Here is a 17,535-nt window from a genome sequence, read left to right on the forward strand (position 1 = left end):
GGTGTGTTACGCGGCGGCCGTCTGGCTCACCGTCGCCGGGGTCAGCGCGATCTCCAGGACCTCACGCACGTCGCTGACGGCGTGGACCGTGAGGTCGGCCAGCACCTCGGCCGGGACGTCGTCGAGATCCGGCTCGTTGCGGGCCGGGATCAGGACGGTGGTGATGCCCGCCCGATGGGCGGCCAGCAGCTTCTGCTTGACGCCGCCGATCGGCAGGACCCGCCCGGTCAGCGACACCTCACCGGTCATCGCCACGTCGTTGCGCACCGGGCGCCCGCTGAGCAGCGAGGCCAGCGCGGTCGTCATGGTGACGCCGGCCGACGGGCCGTCCTTCGGCACCGCGCCCGCCGGGACGTGGATGTGGATCTGACGGTCCTTCAGCGACCCGACCGGCAGCTCCAGCTCCGCGCCGCGTGAGCGCAGGTAGGAGAGCGCGATCTGGGCCGACTCCTTCATCACGTCGCCGAGCTGACCGGTCAGGGTCACCCCGGTCGAGCCGGTCTCCGGGTCGGCCAGCGACGCCTCGACGTAGAGGACGTCACCGCCCGCGCCGGTCACCGCGAGGCCCGTGGACACGCCGGGCACCGAGGTGCGCTGGCGCGACTCCGGCAGCGACGACTCCGGCACGTGACGCGGCCGCCCGAGGTAGGCGACCAGGTCGGCGTCGGCGACGGTCAGCGGCAGGGACCGCTCGCCCATCGCGACCGACGCGGCGACCTTGCGCAGGATCCGCGCGACCGACCGCTCCAGGGAGCGGACGCCGGCCTCCCGGGTGTATTCACCCGCGACGCGGCGCAGCGCGCCGTCTTCGATCGTGACCTCGTCGGCGGTCAGACCGGCCTTGTCGAGCTGCCGGGGCAGCAGGTGGTCACGGGCGATGACGACCTTCTCGTCTTCGGTGTAGCCGTCGAGGGTGACGATGTCCATGCGGTCGAGCAGCGGGCCGGGGATCTGCTCCAGGGCGTTGGCGGTGGCCAGGAACAGCACGTCGGACAGGTCGAGCTCGACCTCGAGGTAGTGGTCGCGGAACGTGTGGTTCTGCGCCGGGTCGAGCACCTCCAGCAGGGCGGCGGTGGGGTCGCCCCGGTAGTCGGCGCCGATCTTGTCGACCTCGTCGAGCAGCACGACCGGGTTCATCGACCCGGCCTCGCGGATCGCCCGGACGATGCGGCCCGGCAGCGCGCCGACGTAGGTGCGCCGGTGACCGCGGATCTCCGCCTCGTCGCGGACGCCGCCGAGCGCCACCCGGACGAACTTGCGCCCCATGGCGCGGGCGACCGACTCGCCGAGCGAGGTCTTGCCGACCCCGGGAGGACCGGCCAGCGCGAGCACCGCGCCGGAGCGCCGCCCGCCGACGACGCCGAGCCCCTGGTCGGCCCGCCGCTTGCGGACCGCGAGATATTCGATGATCCGGTCCTTCACGTCGTCGAGGCCGGTGTGGTCGGCGTCGAGGATCGCGCGGGCGGAGGCGATGTCGTATTCGTCTTCGGTGCGCTCGTTCCACGGCAGGTCGAGGACGGTGTCGAGCCAGGTGCGGATCCAACCGGTCTCGGGCGACTGGTCGGAGGTGCGCTCGAGCTTGTCGACCTCCTTGAGGGCCGCCTCACGCACCTTCTCGGGCAGGTCGGCCGCCTCGACCCGGGCGCGGTAGTCCTGCTCCTCGGTCTCGGGGTCGCCGTTCAGCTCGGCCAGTTCCTTGCGGACCGCCGCGAGCTGCTGGCGGAGCAGGAACTCGCGCTGCTGCTTCTCCATGCCCTCCTGGACGTCCTTGCGGATCGTCTCGGCGACGTCGACCTCGGCCAGGTGGTCGCGGGCCCAGCCGACGAGCTTCTCCAGCCGCTCGCCCGCGTCGGCCAGCTCCAGGAGCAGCAGCTTCTGGGCGGTCGACAGCCAGGGCGCGTAGCCGGAGCTGTCGGCCAGGACCGAGGCGTCGTCGATGCCGTTGACCTGGTCGACGACCTGCCAGGCGCCGCGCTTCTGCAGGATCGTGGTGGTGAGCGCCTTGTATTCCTTCATCAGGGAGCTCACCTGGGCGTCGGGCTCATCGGTGCTCTTCGGCACGATGGTGGCCTCAACCCACAGGGCCGCGCCGGGACCGGTCGTGCCGGTGCCCACGCGTGCCCGCGACACACCCCGCACCACGGCGGCGGGCTCGCCCCCGGGCAGCCTTCCGACCTGCTCGACGACGGCGGTGACGCCGACCGCCCCGTAGTGCCCGTCGATGCGGGGCACCAGGAGGACATGCGGCTTCTTCGCGCCGGTGGCCTGGGCGGCCTCGATCGCCGCGCGCACCTCAGAGTCGGACAGATCGAGGGGGACGACCATGCCGGGCAGGACGACCTCGTCGTCCAGCGGCAGGACGGGAAGGATCTCAGTCATGTGCGCTCCTCAGCCTTGAGTTATATGCGCTCAACTAAGGGGAGTCCCATGGTGTTCCCAAGATTGCGTGAGTTCGCTGAGAGCGATCGTAATCGTGTAATCAGGTTTAACGACAACGTGTCATCAACATGTTGACGACCATGGCGAAGGTTTGTGACACTTCGTCATGAACGACACGTGCTGAGGAGCCTGCGATGGGTTTTGCCGAGGTCCTGCGGACCGCGACCTGGACCGACCACGAGTCCGCGGAGGACGACAGCTACCTGAAGAACCTGATGGCGGGCAGGCTTAGTCCCGAGGCCTACGGCGAGATGGTGGCCCAGCACTACTTCGCCTACATGGCCTTGGACGGAGCCTCCCGCCGCCTGGCCGACGACCCGGTCGCCGGCGCCTTCGTCTTCCCCGAGCTCTACCGGGAAGACGCTCTCGTACGCGACCTCAAGGCCGTCTACGGCGACGACTGGGCCGGGCGGATCGCCCCCAGCAAGCCGACCCAGACACTGGTGGCCCGGATCAACCAGGTTTCCGACTCGCCGGGCGGATATGTGGCGCACCATTACACTCGTTACCTCGGCGACCTGTCCGGGGGGCAGTTCATCCGGATGGAACTGCAGAAGATCTACGGCTACGGCAAGGGGGGCGGGGTGGACTTCTACCACTTCGACATCGGCAGCCTCCCGCGCTTCAAGGACGAATACCGGCGCCGCCTCGACGTGCTCGGCGAGAGTCTCGACGAGGCCGGGCGGCAGCGGATGATCCGCGAGACGCGCCTGGCCTACCAGCTCAACACCGAGGTGCTTGGCGACCTGGGCCGGGTGGCCACGGTGGCGGCCTGACGTGCCCCGGATCTCGGCCGCCACGATCGGCGAGCACCGCGCGCGGACCCAGGAGAAGATCCTGGAGGCCATCGCGCGCCTGGCTCGCCGTCAGGGCATCGACGCGATCTCGATGACCGAACTGGCGGCCGAGGCGGGCATCACCCGGACCGTTCTCTACAACTACTTCCCGGACAAGACCGCGCTTCTGCTCGCTTTCACCGAGCGGGTGACGCAGTACTTCGTGGAGAGTTACGCCCGCGATCTGCCGGCGGACGCGTCACCTTCCATTCGGCTGCGGGCCTTCATCCGGCTTCAGCTCACCGGATTGATGGCCCATCCGCATCCCGGCGCGGCCGACCTTTCCGCCACTCTCGGGCCGGACGCCTATCAGCGTCTGGCGGCGCACGTCGCGCCGATGCAGGCCATTCTGCGGGAGATCATCCAGACCGGCGTCGATTCGGGCGAGTTCCAGGCCGCTGACGTGGAGGCTTCGGCCCGCGCCGTGCTGGCGGTGCTGGGGTCGGAGCGCATTCCGCTGACCGACGGCAGCCGGAGCCTGGAAGAGGCCGAGGAGTTCGTGTCGGTCTTCTCGCTGCGGGCGCTGGGGTCGGAATAACGCCCGAGCCGGTCGTATGGCCGGGCGGGCGGAGCCGTAACGAAAAATCAGGCTTGTGAAAGAGGGACGGCGCTAAAGTCCCCGGCGGCGGTCAGCTATGATCGGCGCTTTGCCGCCGAATTGTCGGGGATGGCAGTGTCCAGTCGATTAGCGACGGTAATTGTCGGTGTTTATTACGCCGCCACCATTATCGCCTACGTGTTTTCCGAGGCGGTTTTCGGCTCCGCCGCGACCTGGAGTGACTTCTACCGCGCGGTCGACGGCCTGCCGACCGTGCTGCTGCTGCTCGTCTTCATGGGGCTGCACGCCTGGCTGATCTGGCTGCTGCTGGTCCGGCCGCCGCTCGCGGGGCCGTGGTGGCTGCGGCCTGCTGATCGCCGGGCTGGTGTCCCAGATGCCTGTCTCCCCGGGGACTGAAATGCGTTGGTGTGTGGGGCTTCGAGCGGGCTAGCTTGGCCGGATGACGGCTCACCTCGACGCGCTCTGCATCGACGCGCACGACCCGCCCGCGCTCGCCCGGTTCTGGGGCGGCCTCCTGGGCTGGGATCCGGGAGACGACAGCACCCTCCTGCCCACTGACGACACCGGGTTCCGGCTGCGCTTCCTGCCTTCTGAGGAACCGAAGACCGTACAGAACCCCATGCACTTCGATCTGACGAGCCAGTCTCTCGAGCAGCAGCAGGAGACGGTGGCGCGGGCGCTCAAGCTCGGCGGGCGGCACATCGACGTCGGGCAGCTGCCGGAGGAGGAGCACGTCGTGCTCGCCGATCCCGAGGGCAACGAGTTCTGTGTCATCGAGGCAGGCAACAAGTTCCTCGCCGAGTGCGGGTTCATCGGGGCGCTCGCCTGCGACGGGTCGCAGGCGGTCGGGTATTTCTGGAGCGCGGCGCTGGGGTGGCCGCTGGTGTGGGACCAGGACGAGGAGACGGCGATCCGGTCGCCGCTCGGTGGGCCGAAGATCACGTGGGGTGGGCCGCCGCTGCCGGTGAAGACGGGGCCGAACCGGCTGCGCTTCGAGCTCTCCGGCGTGGAGGTCGCGTGGCTGGTCTCCCTGGGGGCGACCCTGCTCGACGACGGTCCGGTGGCGCTCATGGCCGATCCCGACGGGAACGAGTTCACCGTCTCACGGTGAAGTCCACGACGAGTTCCAATCCGCCGCCCGGGTGGGGGTCGGCGTGCATGAGGGCGCCGTGGGCGCGGGCGATGGCGGCGGCGATGGACAGGCCCAGCCCGGCGCCCTGGGTGCGGGTCGTGCCGATGCGGCGGAACGGGGCGAACAGGTCGCCGAACCGTTCCGGCGGGACGACGGGGCCGGTGTTCACCACGCGCAGGACGCCTCCGGCGAGCGTGATGTCGGCCGTTCCGCCCGGGACGTTGTGGCGCACGGCGTTGCCGGCCAGGTTCGTCACGAGACGGTGCAGCAGGGTCCGGTCGCCGAGCACCACGTAGGGCTCCGCCTTCGCGGTGACCGTCACGTCGCCGTGGTCGAGTTCGGCCACGGCGAGCCGCACCACCTCGTCGAGTTCGACGCCCGCGAGGGCGTCCAGCCCGTGTTCGGCCTGGGCCAGCACGAGCAGCGCGTCGATGAGGCGTTCGCTGCGGCGGTTGGCGGCCAGCAGTTTGCCCTTGATCGGGCCGATGTCGTCGGGCAGGCCGATCTCGATCGCGGCGCGCTGGACGGCGAGCGGGGTGCGCAGCTCGTGGGAGGCGGTGGCGATGAAGCGGCGCTGGCCCTCGACCGAGCGTTCCAGGCGGGCCAGCATCTCGTCGAAGGTGTCGGCCAGTTCGCGGAGTTCGTCGTGCGGTCCGGCCAGGGCGATGCGTTCGTGCAGGTTCGACAGCGACAGGCGGCGGGCCGCTTCGGTGATGCGGGTGACCGGCCGCAGCACGCGCCCGGCGAAGAACCAGCCGACCACGAGCGACACCACGGTCATCACCAGGATGGCGATCCCGGCCACCTCCCACTGGTAGGTGACGACCTCCTCCACCAGGTGCGGGACCGGCGGCCCGACGGGCGACGGGCCCGGAAAGAGGGCGGGCGGGGCCGGCGGGAGCATCTTGACTCCGAGCCGGTAGTGCAGCGACAGGTTGACGCTGACCAGCAGCACGGCGGCGGTCAGCAGGAACAGTCCGGTGTACGTCAGCGCGAGCCGGACGCGGATCGTCTTCACAGCGCGTATCCCGCGCCCGGCACGGTCGTGATGCACGGCGGGTCGCCGAGTTTGGCGCGGAGCCGGCTGACCACGACGCGCACGACCGTCGTGAACGGGTCGGCGTGCTCGTCCCACGCCAACTCCAGCAGGCGTTCGGCGCTGACGAGGGCGCCCTCGGCGCGGAGCAGCGCCTCCAGGACGGCGAACTCCTTCAGCGACAGGTGCAGGTGCCGGCCGTCGCGGGCCGCCTGCATGTGGCGGGTGTCGAGCACGATCCCGTGCCGGGTCAGCACCGGCGGCACCGGTTCGCGGCTGCGGCGTCCCAGCGCCCGCACCCGCGCCACCAGTTCGGCGTAGTCGAACGGCTTGGGCAGGTAGTCGTCGGCGCCCATCCCCAGGCCCGCCACCCGCTCGGAGATCGAGGCCGCCGCGGTCAGCATGAGGATGCGGGTCCGGCTCCCGCGTTCGGCCAGGTCGCGGCAGAGGTCGTCGCCGTGGACCTCGGGCAGGTCGCGGTCGAGGACGACCACGTCGTAGTCGTGCACCGCGAGGCGTTCGGCCGCGGCGGCGCCGTCGTAGACGACGTCGACGGCCATCGCGTGCCTGCGCAGTCCCTCGCCGACAAGGTCGGCCAGATCGCGCTCGTCCTCCACCACCAATACTCGCATGTGGTCGTTCGTACCGGTTCGGGGGTTACAGCGGCGTTAAGAGTGCCGCCAAGGAAAGTTTCAGGGATCGCGCGCACATCGGCGCAGTTCAGAGACACATGGCAGTCATTGGAGACCGAAAGTTTCTAAGAATTCTTGACACATTTCGTAACATTTCTCAGACTGACGAGCACTCACCTGCTGATCGATGCACCAGTGGAGGACCAGGCATGATCGACAATGCCCTCCCGGACGGCGGACGCCGCAGGCGCCCGTCCGGTTTCCGAAATGCTCTCGTCATCGGAACCGTGGGCCTCCTCACGGCCGGTGTGGCCGTGGTGGCCATGTCCACCCCCGCCAGTGCCGCGAGCACACTGGGCGCCTCGGCCCAGCAGAGCGGCCGGTACTTCGGCACCGCGATCAGCGCGAGCAAGCTCGGCGACTCGCAGTACACCTCGATCGCCAACGCCGAGTTCGACATGGTCACGGCCGAGAACGAGATGAAGATCGACGCCACCGAACCCAACCGGGGGCAGTTCAACTTCACCAACGCCGACCGGGTCTACAACTGGGCCCGGCAGAACGGCAAGCGGGTGCGCGGCCACACCCTGGCCTGGCACTCCCAGCAGCCGGGCTGGATGCAGTCGCTGTCCGGCTCCAGCCTGCGCCAGGCGATGATCGACCACATCAACGGCGTGATGGCCCACTACCGCGGCAACATCTACGCCTGGGACGTCGTCAACGAGGCCTTCGACGACGGCAACTCCGGTGCTCGCCGGTCCTCCAACCTCCAGAGCACCGGCAACGACTGGATCGAGGTCGCCTTCCGCACCGCACGGGCCGCCGACCCGGCCGCCAAGCTCTGCTACAACGACTACAACATCGACAACTGGACGTGGGCCAAGACCCAGGGCGTCTACAACATGGTCCGCGACTTCAAGTCGCGTGGTGTGCCGATCGACTGCGTCGGGCTGCAGGCGCACTTCAACAGCGGCAGCCCCTACAACTCCAACTTCCGCACCACCCTGTCGAGCTTCGCCGCCCTCGGCGTCGACGTGCAGATCACCGAACTCGACATCCAGGGCGCCTCGGCGACCACCTACGCCGCCGTCGTGAACGACTGCCTGGCCGTCCCGCGCTGCAACGGCATCACCGTCTGGGGCGTCCGCGACCAGGACTCGTGGCGCTCGGGCGACACCCCGCTGCTGTTCAGCGGCGGCAACAAGAAGCCCGCCTACACCGCGGTGCTCAACGCCCTGAACGGCGCGCCGACGACCACCCCGACTCCGACTCCGACGTCCAGCCCCACGCCGACCCCGAGCCCGACGGTCAGCCCCGGGGCGACCTTCCGGTTGCGCAACGAGGGGGCGGGACGATGTGTCGACTCGCCGAACAGCGCCACCGCCAACGGCACCCTGTTCCAGATCTATGACTGTCACACCAACCCGAACCAGCGGTTCGCCTACAGTTCGGGCCGGCAGCTCCAGATCCTCGGCAAGTGCCTGGACTCCCCGACCAACGCCGGATCCGGCACCCGCGTCCAGCTGTGGGACTGCCACACCAACAGCAACCAGCAGTGGGTCTTCAACTCCAACGGCACCGTCACCAGCGCGGCCAACAACCTGTGCCTGGCCGTCGGCGGCACCGGCAACTCCAGCACGGTGACCGTGGCCAGCTGCAACGGCAGCGCCAACCAGCGCTGGACCCGCGCATAACCAGTAGCCAGCCCTGACACCGCGCCGGTCCGGACGATCCTCGTCCGGACCGGCGCCGTCGTATCGGCCCAGGGGTTACAGCGCCGTTAATGATCGCGTTCACCGTCACGCAACGCGGGGCACGCGACAGTCGGCCGCATGAAGAGAATCCTGGCCGCGGCGGTCGCCGCCGCGTTCCTGATCACCCCGGCCACTCCGGCCGCGGCCTCCGTCGCGCCTCCCGCGTGTACCCGTCCCACCGGCCCGCCGCCCGCCACCGCTCCCCCGACGAGCGTGGACACGCTCGGGCAGGCGTACTTCTGCGTGTTCGCCAACTACTACGGCGGACCGGGCCTGCGCAGTCAGGACCTGCTGAAGGACGCGTTCGCCTCCTACACCCGCAACCTGCAGAAGCGCGGCGTCGACGTCGCCGGCCTGCAGCTGCCCGAGCTGACCGGGGACCGCGACGCCGACTGGGCCGCCGCGGCCGGGACGCTCGGCGCGGGGGATCCGGTGGCGCTGCGGGCGGCCATCGAGGGCATGGTCGCGGGGCTGCGGGACAACCACGCCCATTACGAGGTGCCGGAGCCGCGGCGCGAGGGCGGGCCGGTGGGCACCGGCATCGTCGGGGCGTCCGGGCTGAGCGGACCGGCGATCGATCCGACGGCCCGGCCGCCGTTCTTCATCACCGATGTCGTCGCCGACAGCCCCGCCGGCCGGGCCGGCGTCCGGGCCGGGGACATCGTGCAGGCGATCGACGGGGTGCCCGTCTGGGTGGGCGACACGCTCAACCCGCTGCTGATCACGCAGGTCCAGCAGCCGTCGTACACGCTCCGGCTGAAGCGCCCCACGACCGGCAAGGTGCGCACGGTCAAGCTCACGGAGGGGCCGATGAGCCGTCCCGAGCCCGCCGTGTCGGTCAAGGACGTCTCGGGCGCCCGGTATGTCCGGCTCCCCGGCTTCTACGAGGGCGCCGCCGACGAGGTGATCGCCGCACTGCGCGGCGGGCCCAAGAACGTCGTCCTGGACCTGCGCGGCAACGGCGGCGGCTCCCCCAGGGAGGTGGTGAAGTTGCTCGGCGCGTTCGCGCACGGCAAGGTCACCAGCTATTTCTGCAAGTACGACGGCTCGTGCACCCCCAACCGCACCGACGACAGCGTGCCTCTCCTCGGCGCGAAGCTCGTCGTGCTGACCGACCGGCGCTGCGCGTCGGCGTGTGAGGACTTCAGCGGGGCCGTCCACGACCACGGGATCGCCCCCACCGTCGGCACCCGCACGGCGGGCGCCGTCTCCGGGCCCGCCTCTCCCTGGCTGCTGAACGACGACACCGCGATCTTCCTGCCGTCGGTACGCCACCTCGGCCCCAAGAAGGAGATCATCGACACCGTCGGCGTCCCCGCCGACCACCACGCCCCCACGACCGCCCTGGACCTGGCCACCGGCCGCGACCCCGCCCTGCGCAAGGCGCTTTCGCTGCTCGACTGAGGGTCCCCCGGCCAGCATGGTGTAGAGGCCGAGGCTGATCCCGGCGGCGGCGAGGAGCAGGCACGCCCTCGCACCGACGCGACCGGCCTCCCGGCCGCTCGACAGACCCACCAGGGCCAGGGAGAACAGCGCCGCCGAGCAAACTCCGGCCAACAGCGACGCCACGAGCACCTTCCAGAGCACGTCCAAGTCCATGATTTCTTGTCTTCACGCACGGGCGGGCGTGAGCCCGCCGGTCCACTCGTCGTTGACGTTGCCCGCGTGCACCGGGCGGGCGACCCAGGAGAGCAGGCCCGACAGCAGCAGCATCGCGGCGAACACCACCCCGACCCCCACGGTGCCGCCGATGAGGTCGGCGGCCGCCCAGGCGACGGCCCCGACCGCACCGGCGGCCAGCAGGGTGAACAGCCAGGCCACGCCCACCCCGGCCGCCAGGCCCAGCGCACCTGAGCGGTCCGCTTGACAGCGGGAAGCCGAAGTACCAGGTGATCAGATTCCAGGCCAGCCCGTTGACGATCCGGCGAACACCACAGGGAGCGTGAGGGCCCCCAGCCGACACCTCTGGATGAGTACCCGAACTCGGCACCATGCAGTTGGCCAAGCGACCTTATCTGGGGTGCGGGTGCCCGCTTCGGCCATAGCCGTATGCGGATGTTCCTCTAAGAGGAGGAGGCGGCGGCGGGATCTGATAAGGGGGAATAACCCTGATCTCCGGCTGTCCGTATCCATTGTCCATGACATACGGCAAGGCACCGACGTTTCTCTGGGACAGTAACTGAACGATTTGATAAACCGCCCCAGCGTCGCCATGCGCGATGAAGGTATGGTCCCCGCTCGGCGACATCGTCAGGGACATATTTACCTTCGGTGCCTCCCAGTGAGCTACGTGGGAGCCGATCGCCGTGCGTGTTGCCGTGTCCAGAAGGACCGGTGCCGTCTGGTAGGCCGACTGATAGTCGGCGACCCCAGTGCCGGATCCCCGAAACAGACGAATCGCTGTCAGGCTGCCGATGATACTGATCAGCGCGACGAAGATGTACGTCATAAGGCCCCTCCCGCCTCTCGCCTCGGCCGATAGCTGCCGAGATTTCTCTGTTGATCGCAGTTTCGGCGCTACAATCTCCCTATCAAATTCGAATAAGACTGTCCGAATTTCATTGGAAGCCCGAAACTTTCCGACTTACAGAAATGACGGTAGAGCGGACACCATACTTCCGATATCAGGGCTTACCCCGATACAACCCCGACGCAGGACTGATATTTCAGACGAGCTGGAATTCCAACTCGCTCATATAAGGGATTTCCAGGGAACTATCACCCCTGAAGCGGCAACGGCCCGCCGTGGCCCGGGATGCCCCTGTCCGGCGGGATCGGCTCCTCGGCCGCGTCCTCGGCGGTGATCCCCCGGGCCCGGGTCTGTTCGGCGAGACGCCGGTAGTAGGCCCCCACCGCGTCGAGCGCCGCGCTGACCGCGTCGAGCAGCGTGGCGCCCGCGCGTTCGACGACCTCGCCCTCGTGGACCTCGAACGCCTGGACGCCGGTCAGCACGGCCGCCTTCAGGTCGCGCAGCAGCCGCACGTCGTGGTGGGCGTAGGTGCGGCAGAGGGTCGTGACGTCGTCGCCGGAGTTCAGCAGGTCCTTGACGGCCGACACCGAGTTCCGGACCAGCCGGACCTCCGGGCGCTCGGCCATGGCGGCCAGATCTGCGTCGTAGGACCGGATGTCCCGGTCGGCGTCGCAGAAGCCGACGGTCCGCTGCCACAGGGTGCGCAGGTCGTCGCCGAGCAGGCCGTCGAGGTAGCTGACCAGGAACCGGCGGTGGGCCTCGACGACGTACTGGGCCTTGAACGGGGTCAGTTCCGCCGGGTCCTCGCCCGATGTGGTGGTCGTCGTGGTGAATCCGTAGTCGGCCGACAGCGCGTTCTCCATGCCGACCACCAGGTAGACGAACCGGACCCAGGTCCGGAACAGCTCCTCCAGCGGCAGCGCGCGCAGGCCTTCCTCGGTCAGCACCACGCCCCACCGGGCGCCGAAGTCGAGCCGCCGCAGATGGCCGATCTGGTACATGGCGAGCTGCGCGTCGATCTCGGCGTGCGCGTGGTGCAGGACCTTCCGGTAGGCGGCGGTGGCGTCCAGGCCGACGTGGTTGCGGACGATGTGCGGGCCGCCGATGTGCAGGTGCTGGAACTCGGTGACGTCGAAGACCGCGCCGCCGATCGCCATCCAGTAGCCCGCCTCGGCGGTGGTGTGCCGGGCCAGTTCCGACACCTCGAAGCGGGGGCCCTGCTGCGCGTGGCCCAGGTAGGTGGTGAAGACGTCCTGGCTCAGCCGTCCCTCGGCGGTCAGCCGGCGCAGGAACTCGGGGCCGTCGCCGGGCACGATCGAGGTCAGCGCGTCGATGACGGAGACGGCGAAGTTCGCGCTCCCGCACACGTAGACGTGCGCGCCGCGGTCGAGCAGGTCGTTGAGGTCGTCGGCCTCGGCGCGGATCACGTCGTCGACCCGGCGCCGCCGTCCGGCCCCGACGACGTGCCGTTCGCCGTCGAAGGTGACCGAGGCGTCCGCGCGGGAGAACGCCGTGGACAGGCGCAGGCGGCCCTCGGCCGCCGCGGCGTTCAGTTCCTGGTGCTGTACGAACTCCTCCGGCGTCCGGATGCCCAGGTAGAGGCGGTTCTCCCCCGGTCCGGTGCGCGCGGCGACGAAGCCGAGGAAGGGGGCGATGCCGGACCCCGCCGCGAACATGACGATCGGGCGGCCCGGGTCGGCGGGCAGCCGGAAGCGCGGCGTGGAGACGATCCGCAGCGACAGCTTGCGCCGGCCTTCCAGACTCGCCCGGCGCAGGAAGTGCGAGGCCGTGCCGCGCCGTTCGCGGGGGTAGGACCAGGGCGTGCGGGCGCTCGTGTAGTCGAGACCGGCGACCACCAGCCGGAGCGTCGTGGCGGCCTCGCCGGGGGGCGGGGCCGAGGCGATCGAGTAGAGGCGGAAGGGTTCGGGCGCGATCACCCGGCAGAACGCGTCGGGCTCGTGGAGGTCGGCCTTCCACAGGCGGGTGACGTCATGGCCGCCCGCGTACAGGAGATTGAGGACGTCCCACAGTTCCCACTGGTCTTCCATGCGGGCGTCCACGACGCGCTGCCACGCGCCCGCGGCCGTCAGCCTGATGAGGCGTTTGGCCACCTCGCGGCCGATGGGCCTGATCTTGGCGAAGCGCAGCAGGGTGCGCAGGGGCAGCACGTCGACGTCGCCGTAACCGGCCCGGGAGGCCACCGCCGCCCGCCACTCGGGGGTGAGCGGCACCAGTTCGTCGCCGTCGGCCTGGAGCGCGGTGACGGTGCGGCGGACCAGCTCGTCGTCGTTCTCTGCCAGTACGCCGACCCGGTCGCCGGGCAGGTGGTGGACGCCCTGGCCGGTGACGTCGAGGTCGAGGTAGCACGTCCAGGAGCCGGACTCTCCGGTGACCACCCGGCCTCTGCGGGCGGTGCCGTAGACGACCGGCGCGCCCACCGGGGGGCGGCGTTCCTCTCGGACGGTGGCGAGTTCGGCGTCGACCTTGTCCCAGGTCCGGTCCTTGAACAGGCCGGTGAAGCGGGCGCCGGTGGTGACCTGGCGGCCGACCTTGAAGGCCACTTCCAGGAAGCCGTAGGCCTTGATGCGGTGCAGCCCCATCCAGCCCCGGTCGCCCACGTAGGCGTCGAGCATGGCGTTGTAGACGCCGCGCAGGGTGCTGTCGCGGGTGTCCTCGACGTACTGGCGGACCGACACCTCGCGGAGCGCGGCCACCAGCTCCTGCCAGTGCCGGGGGAAGAAGCCGGCGAGGTAGGTGCTCTGCTGGCCGACCATCGAGCCGTATTCGCGGCGCTCCAGGAAGGCGTCCAGTGCGTGGACCTGCGGCTGGGCGGTGCCGCTCGGGCTGGGTGCGCCGTCGAAGATGGGGACGCCCGCCGTGCCGACCGTCTTGGCCCAGAGCACCTGGTCGAGGGGGTGGCGGCCGCGCGGGTTGGGGTCGATCTGGGGATAGACGACCTGGGTGACGTACCGCAGCTGGTCGTGGATCACCAGCAGGGAACGCTCCAGCGCGGCCGGGTCGTCGGCGACGACGGCCTCCTGCGCCTCGATCATCGCTCCGAGCACCGGCGTGAGGCCCATCGCGAACTCGGTCGTGACCAGGTAGAACACGCGTTCCGCGGCGTTGTCCCAGGTCGGCACGAGCAGGTCCATGTTGTCCAGTGCCCGCGCCCCGGCGGGGTCGCGCAGCCGCCAGTTGTAGAAGAACAGGTCGATGTACGAGACGGCCGGCACCTTCTTGCCCAGCCGCCGCGAGACGGTGGTCCACGGCCGCAGCAGCGACTCGGGCAGCGCGTTCGGCGGATCGGCCGCCATGTACTGGTAGGCGTGCGCGAACACGCCGAGCATCGTCGAGGCGCGGAGCAGATACCGCTCGGGCAGCGCCTCGGGCCGCGCGTCGAGCACCGGCATCGCGTCGAACGCCCGGCGCAGCGTCAGCCGCCGGAACAGCTCGGGCAGCCGGGCGGTCATCTCGTCCCAGGCGCGGTGCGAGTCCGGGAAGGCGAGCAGCGGCTGCTCGGCCGGCAGGAACCCGTGCTCGATCGACAGGAACCCGTCAAGCTCGTGCCCCACCCGCCGGTTGTGCGCCTCGGCGGCCTCGACCACCCGCCGCGCGGCCACGCGCTGCGGCCCGACCGGCCGCAGCATGGTCAGCTGGTCGAGGGCGATGGACGTCGTCCGGTCGGGGTCGATGAACGTCCAGGTCAGCTCATATCGGCCGATGCGGACGCGATCCCCCGGCGCGATCACGTGCCGGGTGATCCTGGCGTCGTTGACGAAGGTGCCGTTGGAGCTGCCGAGATCGGTGAGCACCAGACGGCCGTCGGCTCCGGATTCCAGCCGCGCATGGCGCCGTGAGACGGCGCTGTCGTCCAGGACCACCGCCGCCAGACCCGAGTCGCGGCCGAGGGTGACGGGCAGGACGCACACCCGGTCGTTGGTCGCCCGGGTGTGCCGATCGGTGACGGTCAGCCGAAGTTCACGAATGGTAGATCACCGCACGACACAGATCGGCCCGGGACAGCGTGCCGACGAGGGCGCCGTCGTCCACCACGGGAAGCCTGCGGATCCCCCGCTCGATCATCACGATCGCGGCCCGCGCCAGTTCGTCGGCGGGTCGCACGGTCGCCGTGTCGCGGACGACCAGGGGGTCGATGACCCGATCGGCGAGGGTGCGGCCCTTCTCCAGGAAGAGCCGGAAGGCGTCGGTGAGCGTGCCGCCGCCGGCGGTGACGTCGCCGAAGCTCGGCAGCATCGCCCGGACCAGGTCCTCTTCGGCCAGCGTCCCGACGAACCTGCCGTCATGGTCGAGGACCATGAGCTGGCCGACCTCCGACACGCTGACGACCTCCGCCGCGCGCCGGATGGTCGCGCCGAGCCGTATGTGAGCGGGAAACCCTGTCATGACGTCGCTGACGAGCACGCCACCTCCGTGTGATCTGCAGGGAGCATAAATCGGCGCAGATCGGGTGTATAGCACTCCAAGGCCCTGACATGCAGGAGCCATCAGATCCGCTGGATCCCGGTCAGAGCGTGATAGATGTGGTCGACATGGCCACCCACATCGCCCGGCCGTTGATGCACCAGAGGTGGTCGCACATCACCTTCGTGCACTGGCGTTATCCCGCCGCCGAGATCCAGGCGCTGCTTCCGCCGGGACTCACCGCCGAGCGGCACGACGGGTCGGCCTGGGTCGCGCTCACCCCGTTCCTCATGGAAGACGTCCGGCCGCCCGGCCTGCCGGCCATCCCGTGGCTGTCGCGTTTCCCTGAGACCAACGTGCGCACCTACGTGCGCGACGAACAGGGGCGCAGCGGGCTGTGGTTCCTGTCCCTCGACGCGAGCCGCCTGCCCGCCGTGGCCGCGGCCCGCGCGGGGTTCCGGCTGCCCTACTACTGGTCCAGGATGTCGGTCCACGTGGCGACCGACCGGATCGCCTACCGCAGCCGGCGCCACCCGCCCGGCCAGGCCGGGGTGCGGGCCGACGTCGACATCGAGATCGGCGCGCCTCTGGCCGGCCCGGAGGAGCTGACCGACTTCCTGGTCGAGCGCTACCGGCTGTTCACCGTGGTCGCCGGGCGTCTGGCCACCGCCGAGGTCGAACACCCGCCGTGGCGGCTTCGCCGCGCCCGCATCCTGCGGCTGAACCAGGGACTCTTCCAGGCGGGCGGTCTCACCGCCCCCACGGGTGAACCGCTCGCGCACACCTCCACGGGGGTTCCCGTCCGCATCGGACGGTGGCGCTGGTGCCCGGCCTGATCAGACAGGCACTCTGATCAGAGAGGAACACCGAGGGCGAACACGGCGATGTCGTCGACGGTGTGGCCGCCGGTGAAGGCCAAGACGGTCTGGCGGATGTGGTCGACCGTGCCGGTCGCGTCGAGACCCGCGCAGGCGGCGAAGGTGTCGAGCAGGCGGTCGTCGCCGAACAGGTCCATGTCGTCGCGCCGGTGCGCCTCGGTCACCCCGTCGGTGTAGAGCAGCAGCATGTCGCCGGGGCCCAGGGTGAAGTGGGTGTTGCGCAGGTCGGGGTCGTCGAAGGCGCCCAGCATCGACCCCGCCGACCGGATCTCCTCGATGCCGCCGCCGGCCCGGCGCAACAGGGCCGACGGATGCCCGGCCGTGCTGAGGACCCCGCTGATGTCCCCGCCGCGGACGCGGAAGACCAGGCAGGCCGCGGTGAGGAACTGCATGGTGGCGGTGCGCTGGGCCATCAGCGCGCTGTTGAGCTGGTCGAGGATCTTGCAGGCGGAGACGTGGTTGTGGGCGTCGGCCCGGACGGTGTAGCGGGCCAGCGCGGTGAGCTTGGCGGCCTCCAGGCCGTGCCCGGAGACGTCGCCGACGATCGCGCACCACCGCGACGGGGCGGTCTGGAACAGGTCGTAGAAGTCGCCGAGGACGGTGTCGGTGCCGGCCGGGACGTAGACGGCCGCGGCGTCGGCGCCCGGCGGGTTGGGCAGGACGGGCGGCAGCAGGCTGTCTTGAAGGGTGCGCGCCAGCGCCGCCGAGGTCGCGGCCTGCCGGGTCATCCGGCCGAGGGCGTCGCGCAGGGCGATCTCGCCGGTGACGGAGCGGGCGAGGGTGGCCAGGGCGCTGATCTGGCCGGGGGTCCAGTCGCGCGCGACGGTGTCGACCACGCAGAGGGTGCCCAGCACGTGGCCGTCGGGCGAGTGGATCGGATAACCGGCCCAGGCGCCGATGCCCATCGAGGTCACCGAGGAGATGTCGTTCACCCGCTCGTCGTTGGGCGCGTCGGTGATGATGAGCGGGCCGTCGTCCTGCACGACGAGGTGGCAGAAGCTCTCTTCGGCGGCGTTCTGCCGCTGCTCCGGCGTCAGCTCCCCCAGGCCGAGGACGCTCTTCCAGAACGAGCGCCGCTCGTCGACCAGCGTGATGAACGCCATGGGCGCCCGGGTGACGGAGATCGCCAGCGCGGCCAGGTCGTCGAAGGTCGGGTCGGGCAGCGTGTCGAGCAGCCCGGTGGCGCGGACCGCGGCCAGGCGTGCCGCATCGGACAACTCGGGAGGCATGTCCTGAGGTCCCTTGAAACGGACAACCGATGTGCCGGGCACAGCCCTCCTCCGCAGACTCGATCTGGCACCAGCCGCTCTGACCGTACCTCACCCCGCCGACGCGGAATCCCGCAGATTAGACGTGTTCTGCCGGGTAGGTGACGCC

15 protein-coding genes are annotated in these 17,535 nt (G+C 70.1%); 7 read left to right on the top strand and 8 right to left on the bottom strand.

Going from position 1 to position 17,535, the window contains the following annotated elements:
- Positions 1-6 precede the first annotated feature (6 nt).
- Positions 7-2,379: an endopeptidase La gene (gene lon / locus AW272_RS05910; protein ID WP_066361628.1), complete on the bottom strand. Its 2,373-nt coding sequence runs from the start codon at positions 2,377-2,379 to the stop codon at positions 7-9.
- Between the two features lie 194 nt (positions 2,380-2,573).
- Between lon and AW272_RS05915 the strand changes: the two genes are divergently transcribed.
- The 4 genes from AW272_RS05915 (at position 2,574) to AW272_RS05930 (ending at position 4,945) form a co-directional block, all read left to right on the top strand.
- The gene (locus AW272_RS05915; protein WP_066361629.1) at positions 2,574-3,215 is read left to right on the top strand and encodes a biliverdin-producing heme oxygenase; all 642 of its coding nucleotides are present in this window, start codon (positions 2,574-2,576) and stop codon (positions 3,213-3,215) included.
- Position 3,216: 1 nt separating this feature from the next.
- Positions 3,217-3,813: a TetR/AcrR family transcriptional regulator gene (locus AW272_RS05920; protein ID WP_157518364.1), complete on the top strand. Its 597-nt coding sequence runs from the start codon at positions 3,217-3,219 to the stop codon at positions 3,811-3,813.
- A gap of 198 nt (positions 3,814-4,011) precedes the next feature.
- Entirely contained in the window at positions 4,012-4,230 is a 219-nt protein-coding gene (locus AW272_RS05925) for a hypothetical protein (protein WP_157518366.1), read from the top strand.
- Between the two features lie 43 nt (positions 4,231-4,273).
- Positions 4,274-4,945 carry a VOC family protein gene (locus AW272_RS05930; RefSeq protein ID WP_066361632.1) on the top strand — a complete coding sequence of 224 codons (672 nt, stop codon included), beginning with the start codon at positions 4,274-4,276 and terminating at the stop codon, positions 4,943-4,945.
- Here AW272_RS05930 and AW272_RS05935 read toward each other — a convergent pair.
- Both AW272_RS05935 and AW272_RS05940 read right to left on the bottom strand, forming a co-directional pair.
- Positions 4,929-5,984, bottom strand: coding sequence for a sensor histidine kinase (locus tag AW272_RS05935; RefSeq protein WP_083958051.1), 1,056 nt, complete (start codon positions 5,982-5,984; stop codon positions 4,929-4,931). The genes AW272_RS05930 and AW272_RS05935 overlap by 17 nt on opposite strands.
- On the bottom strand, positions 5,981-6,634 hold the full coding sequence (locus AW272_RS05940; protein WP_066361638.1) for a response regulator transcription factor: 654 nt from the start codon (positions 6,632-6,634) through the stop codon (positions 5,981-5,983). The genes AW272_RS05935 and AW272_RS05940 overlap by 4 nt, the downstream gene beginning before the upstream one ends.
- A gap of 209 nt (positions 6,635-6,843) precedes the next feature.
- Between AW272_RS05940 and AW272_RS05945 the strand changes: the two genes are divergently transcribed.
- Both AW272_RS05945 and AW272_RS05950 read left to right on the top strand, forming a co-directional pair.
- On the top strand, positions 6,844-8,328 hold the full coding sequence (locus tag AW272_RS05945) for a glycoside hydrolase family 10 protein (protein WP_066361639.1): 1,485 nt from the start codon (positions 6,844-6,846) through the stop codon (positions 8,326-8,328).
- A gap of 138 nt (positions 8,329-8,466) precedes the next feature.
- Positions 8,467-9,792 (top strand): S41 family peptidase, encoded by a 1,326-nt coding sequence (locus tag AW272_RS05950; protein ID WP_066361640.1) that lies wholly within the window; start codon positions 8,467-8,469, stop codon positions 9,790-9,792.
- A 207-nt stretch (positions 9,793-9,999) separates the two neighbouring features.
- Here AW272_RS05950 and AW272_RS05955 read toward each other — a convergent pair whose 3' ends face one another.
- The 4 genes from AW272_RS05955 to AW272_RS41825 form a co-directional block, all read right to left on the bottom strand.
- Positions 10,000-10,209, bottom strand: coding sequence for a hypothetical protein (locus tag AW272_RS05955; RefSeq protein ID WP_066361642.1), 210 nt, complete (start codon positions 10,207-10,209; stop codon positions 10,000-10,002).
- A gap of 190 nt (positions 10,210-10,399) precedes the next feature.
- Positions 10,400-10,837 (bottom strand): hypothetical protein, encoded by a 438-nt coding sequence (locus tag AW272_RS41820; RefSeq protein ID WP_157518368.1) that lies wholly within the window; start codon positions 10,835-10,837, stop codon positions 10,400-10,402.
- 269 nt (positions 10,838-11,106) lie between these two features.
- Complete coding sequence (locus AW272_RS05960; protein WP_066361644.1) at positions 11,107-14,787, bottom strand: FHA domain-containing protein; 3,681 nt, start codon at positions 14,785-14,787, stop codon at positions 11,107-11,109.
- Positions 14,788-14,836: 49 nt separating this feature from the next.
- Complete coding sequence (locus AW272_RS41825) at positions 14,837-15,280, bottom strand: CBS domain-containing protein (protein WP_066361648.1); 444 nt, start codon at positions 15,278-15,280, stop codon at positions 14,837-14,839.
- A gap of 128 nt (positions 15,281-15,408) precedes the next feature.
- On the opposite strand from AW272_RS41825, the gene AW272_RS05970 reads away from it, so the two are divergent.
- Complete coding sequence (locus AW272_RS05970) at positions 15,409-16,116, top strand: YqjF family protein (RefSeq protein ID WP_066362508.1); 708 nt, start codon at positions 15,409-15,411, stop codon at positions 16,114-16,116.
- A gap of 17 nt (positions 16,117-16,133) precedes the next feature.
- Here AW272_RS05970 and AW272_RS05975 read toward each other — a convergent pair whose 3' ends face one another.
- Positions 16,134-17,387 carry a PP2C family protein-serine/threonine phosphatase gene (locus AW272_RS05975; protein WP_066361649.1) on the bottom strand — a complete coding sequence of 418 codons (1,254 nt, stop codon included), beginning with the start codon at positions 17,385-17,387 and terminating at the stop codon, positions 16,134-16,136.
- Between the last annotated feature and the right edge of the window lie 148 nt (positions 17,388-17,535).

It is taken from the genome of Herbidospora mongoliensis (genome assembly GCF_001570545.1).
Lineage (GTDB): Bacteria > Actinomycetota > Actinomycetes > Streptosporangiales > Streptosporangiaceae > Herbidospora > Herbidospora mongoliensis.

Excerpts from the sequence above, each read along its gene's own strand:
- lon (WP_066361628.1), bottom strand. The coding sequence starts at position 2,379 with ATGACTGAGATCCTTCCCGTCCTGCCGCTGGACGACGAGGTCGTCCTG.
- AW272_RS05915 (WP_066361629.1), top strand. The coding sequence starts at position 2,574 with ATGGGTTTTGCCGAGGTCCTGCGGACCGCGACCTGGACCGACCACGAG.
- AW272_RS05930 (WP_066361632.1), top strand. The coding sequence starts at position 4,274 with ATGACGGCTCACCTCGACGCGCTCTGCATCGACGCGCACGACCCGCCC.
- AW272_RS05940 (WP_066361638.1), bottom strand. The coding sequence starts at position 6,634 with ATGCGAGTATTGGTGGTGGAGGACGAGCGCGATCTGGCCGACCTTGTC.
- AW272_RS05945 (WP_066361639.1), top strand. The coding sequence starts at position 6,844 with ATGATCGACAATGCCCTCCCGGACGGCGGACGCCGCAGGCGCCCGTCC.
- AW272_RS05950 (WP_066361640.1), top strand. The coding sequence starts at position 8,467 with ATGAAGAGAATCCTGGCCGCGGCGGTCGCCGCCGCGTTCCTGATCACC.
- AW272_RS41820 (WP_157518368.1), bottom strand. The coding sequence starts at position 10,837 with ATGACGTACATCTTCGTCGCGCTGATCAGTATCATCGGCAGCCTGACA.
- AW272_RS05970 (WP_066362508.1), top strand. The coding sequence starts at position 15,409 with ATGGCCACCCACATCGCCCGGCCGTTGATGCACCAGAGGTGGTCGCAC.
- AW272_RS05975 (WP_066361649.1), bottom strand. The coding sequence starts at position 17,387 with ATGCCTCCCGAGTTGTCCGATGCGGCACGCCTGGCCGCGGTCCGCGCC.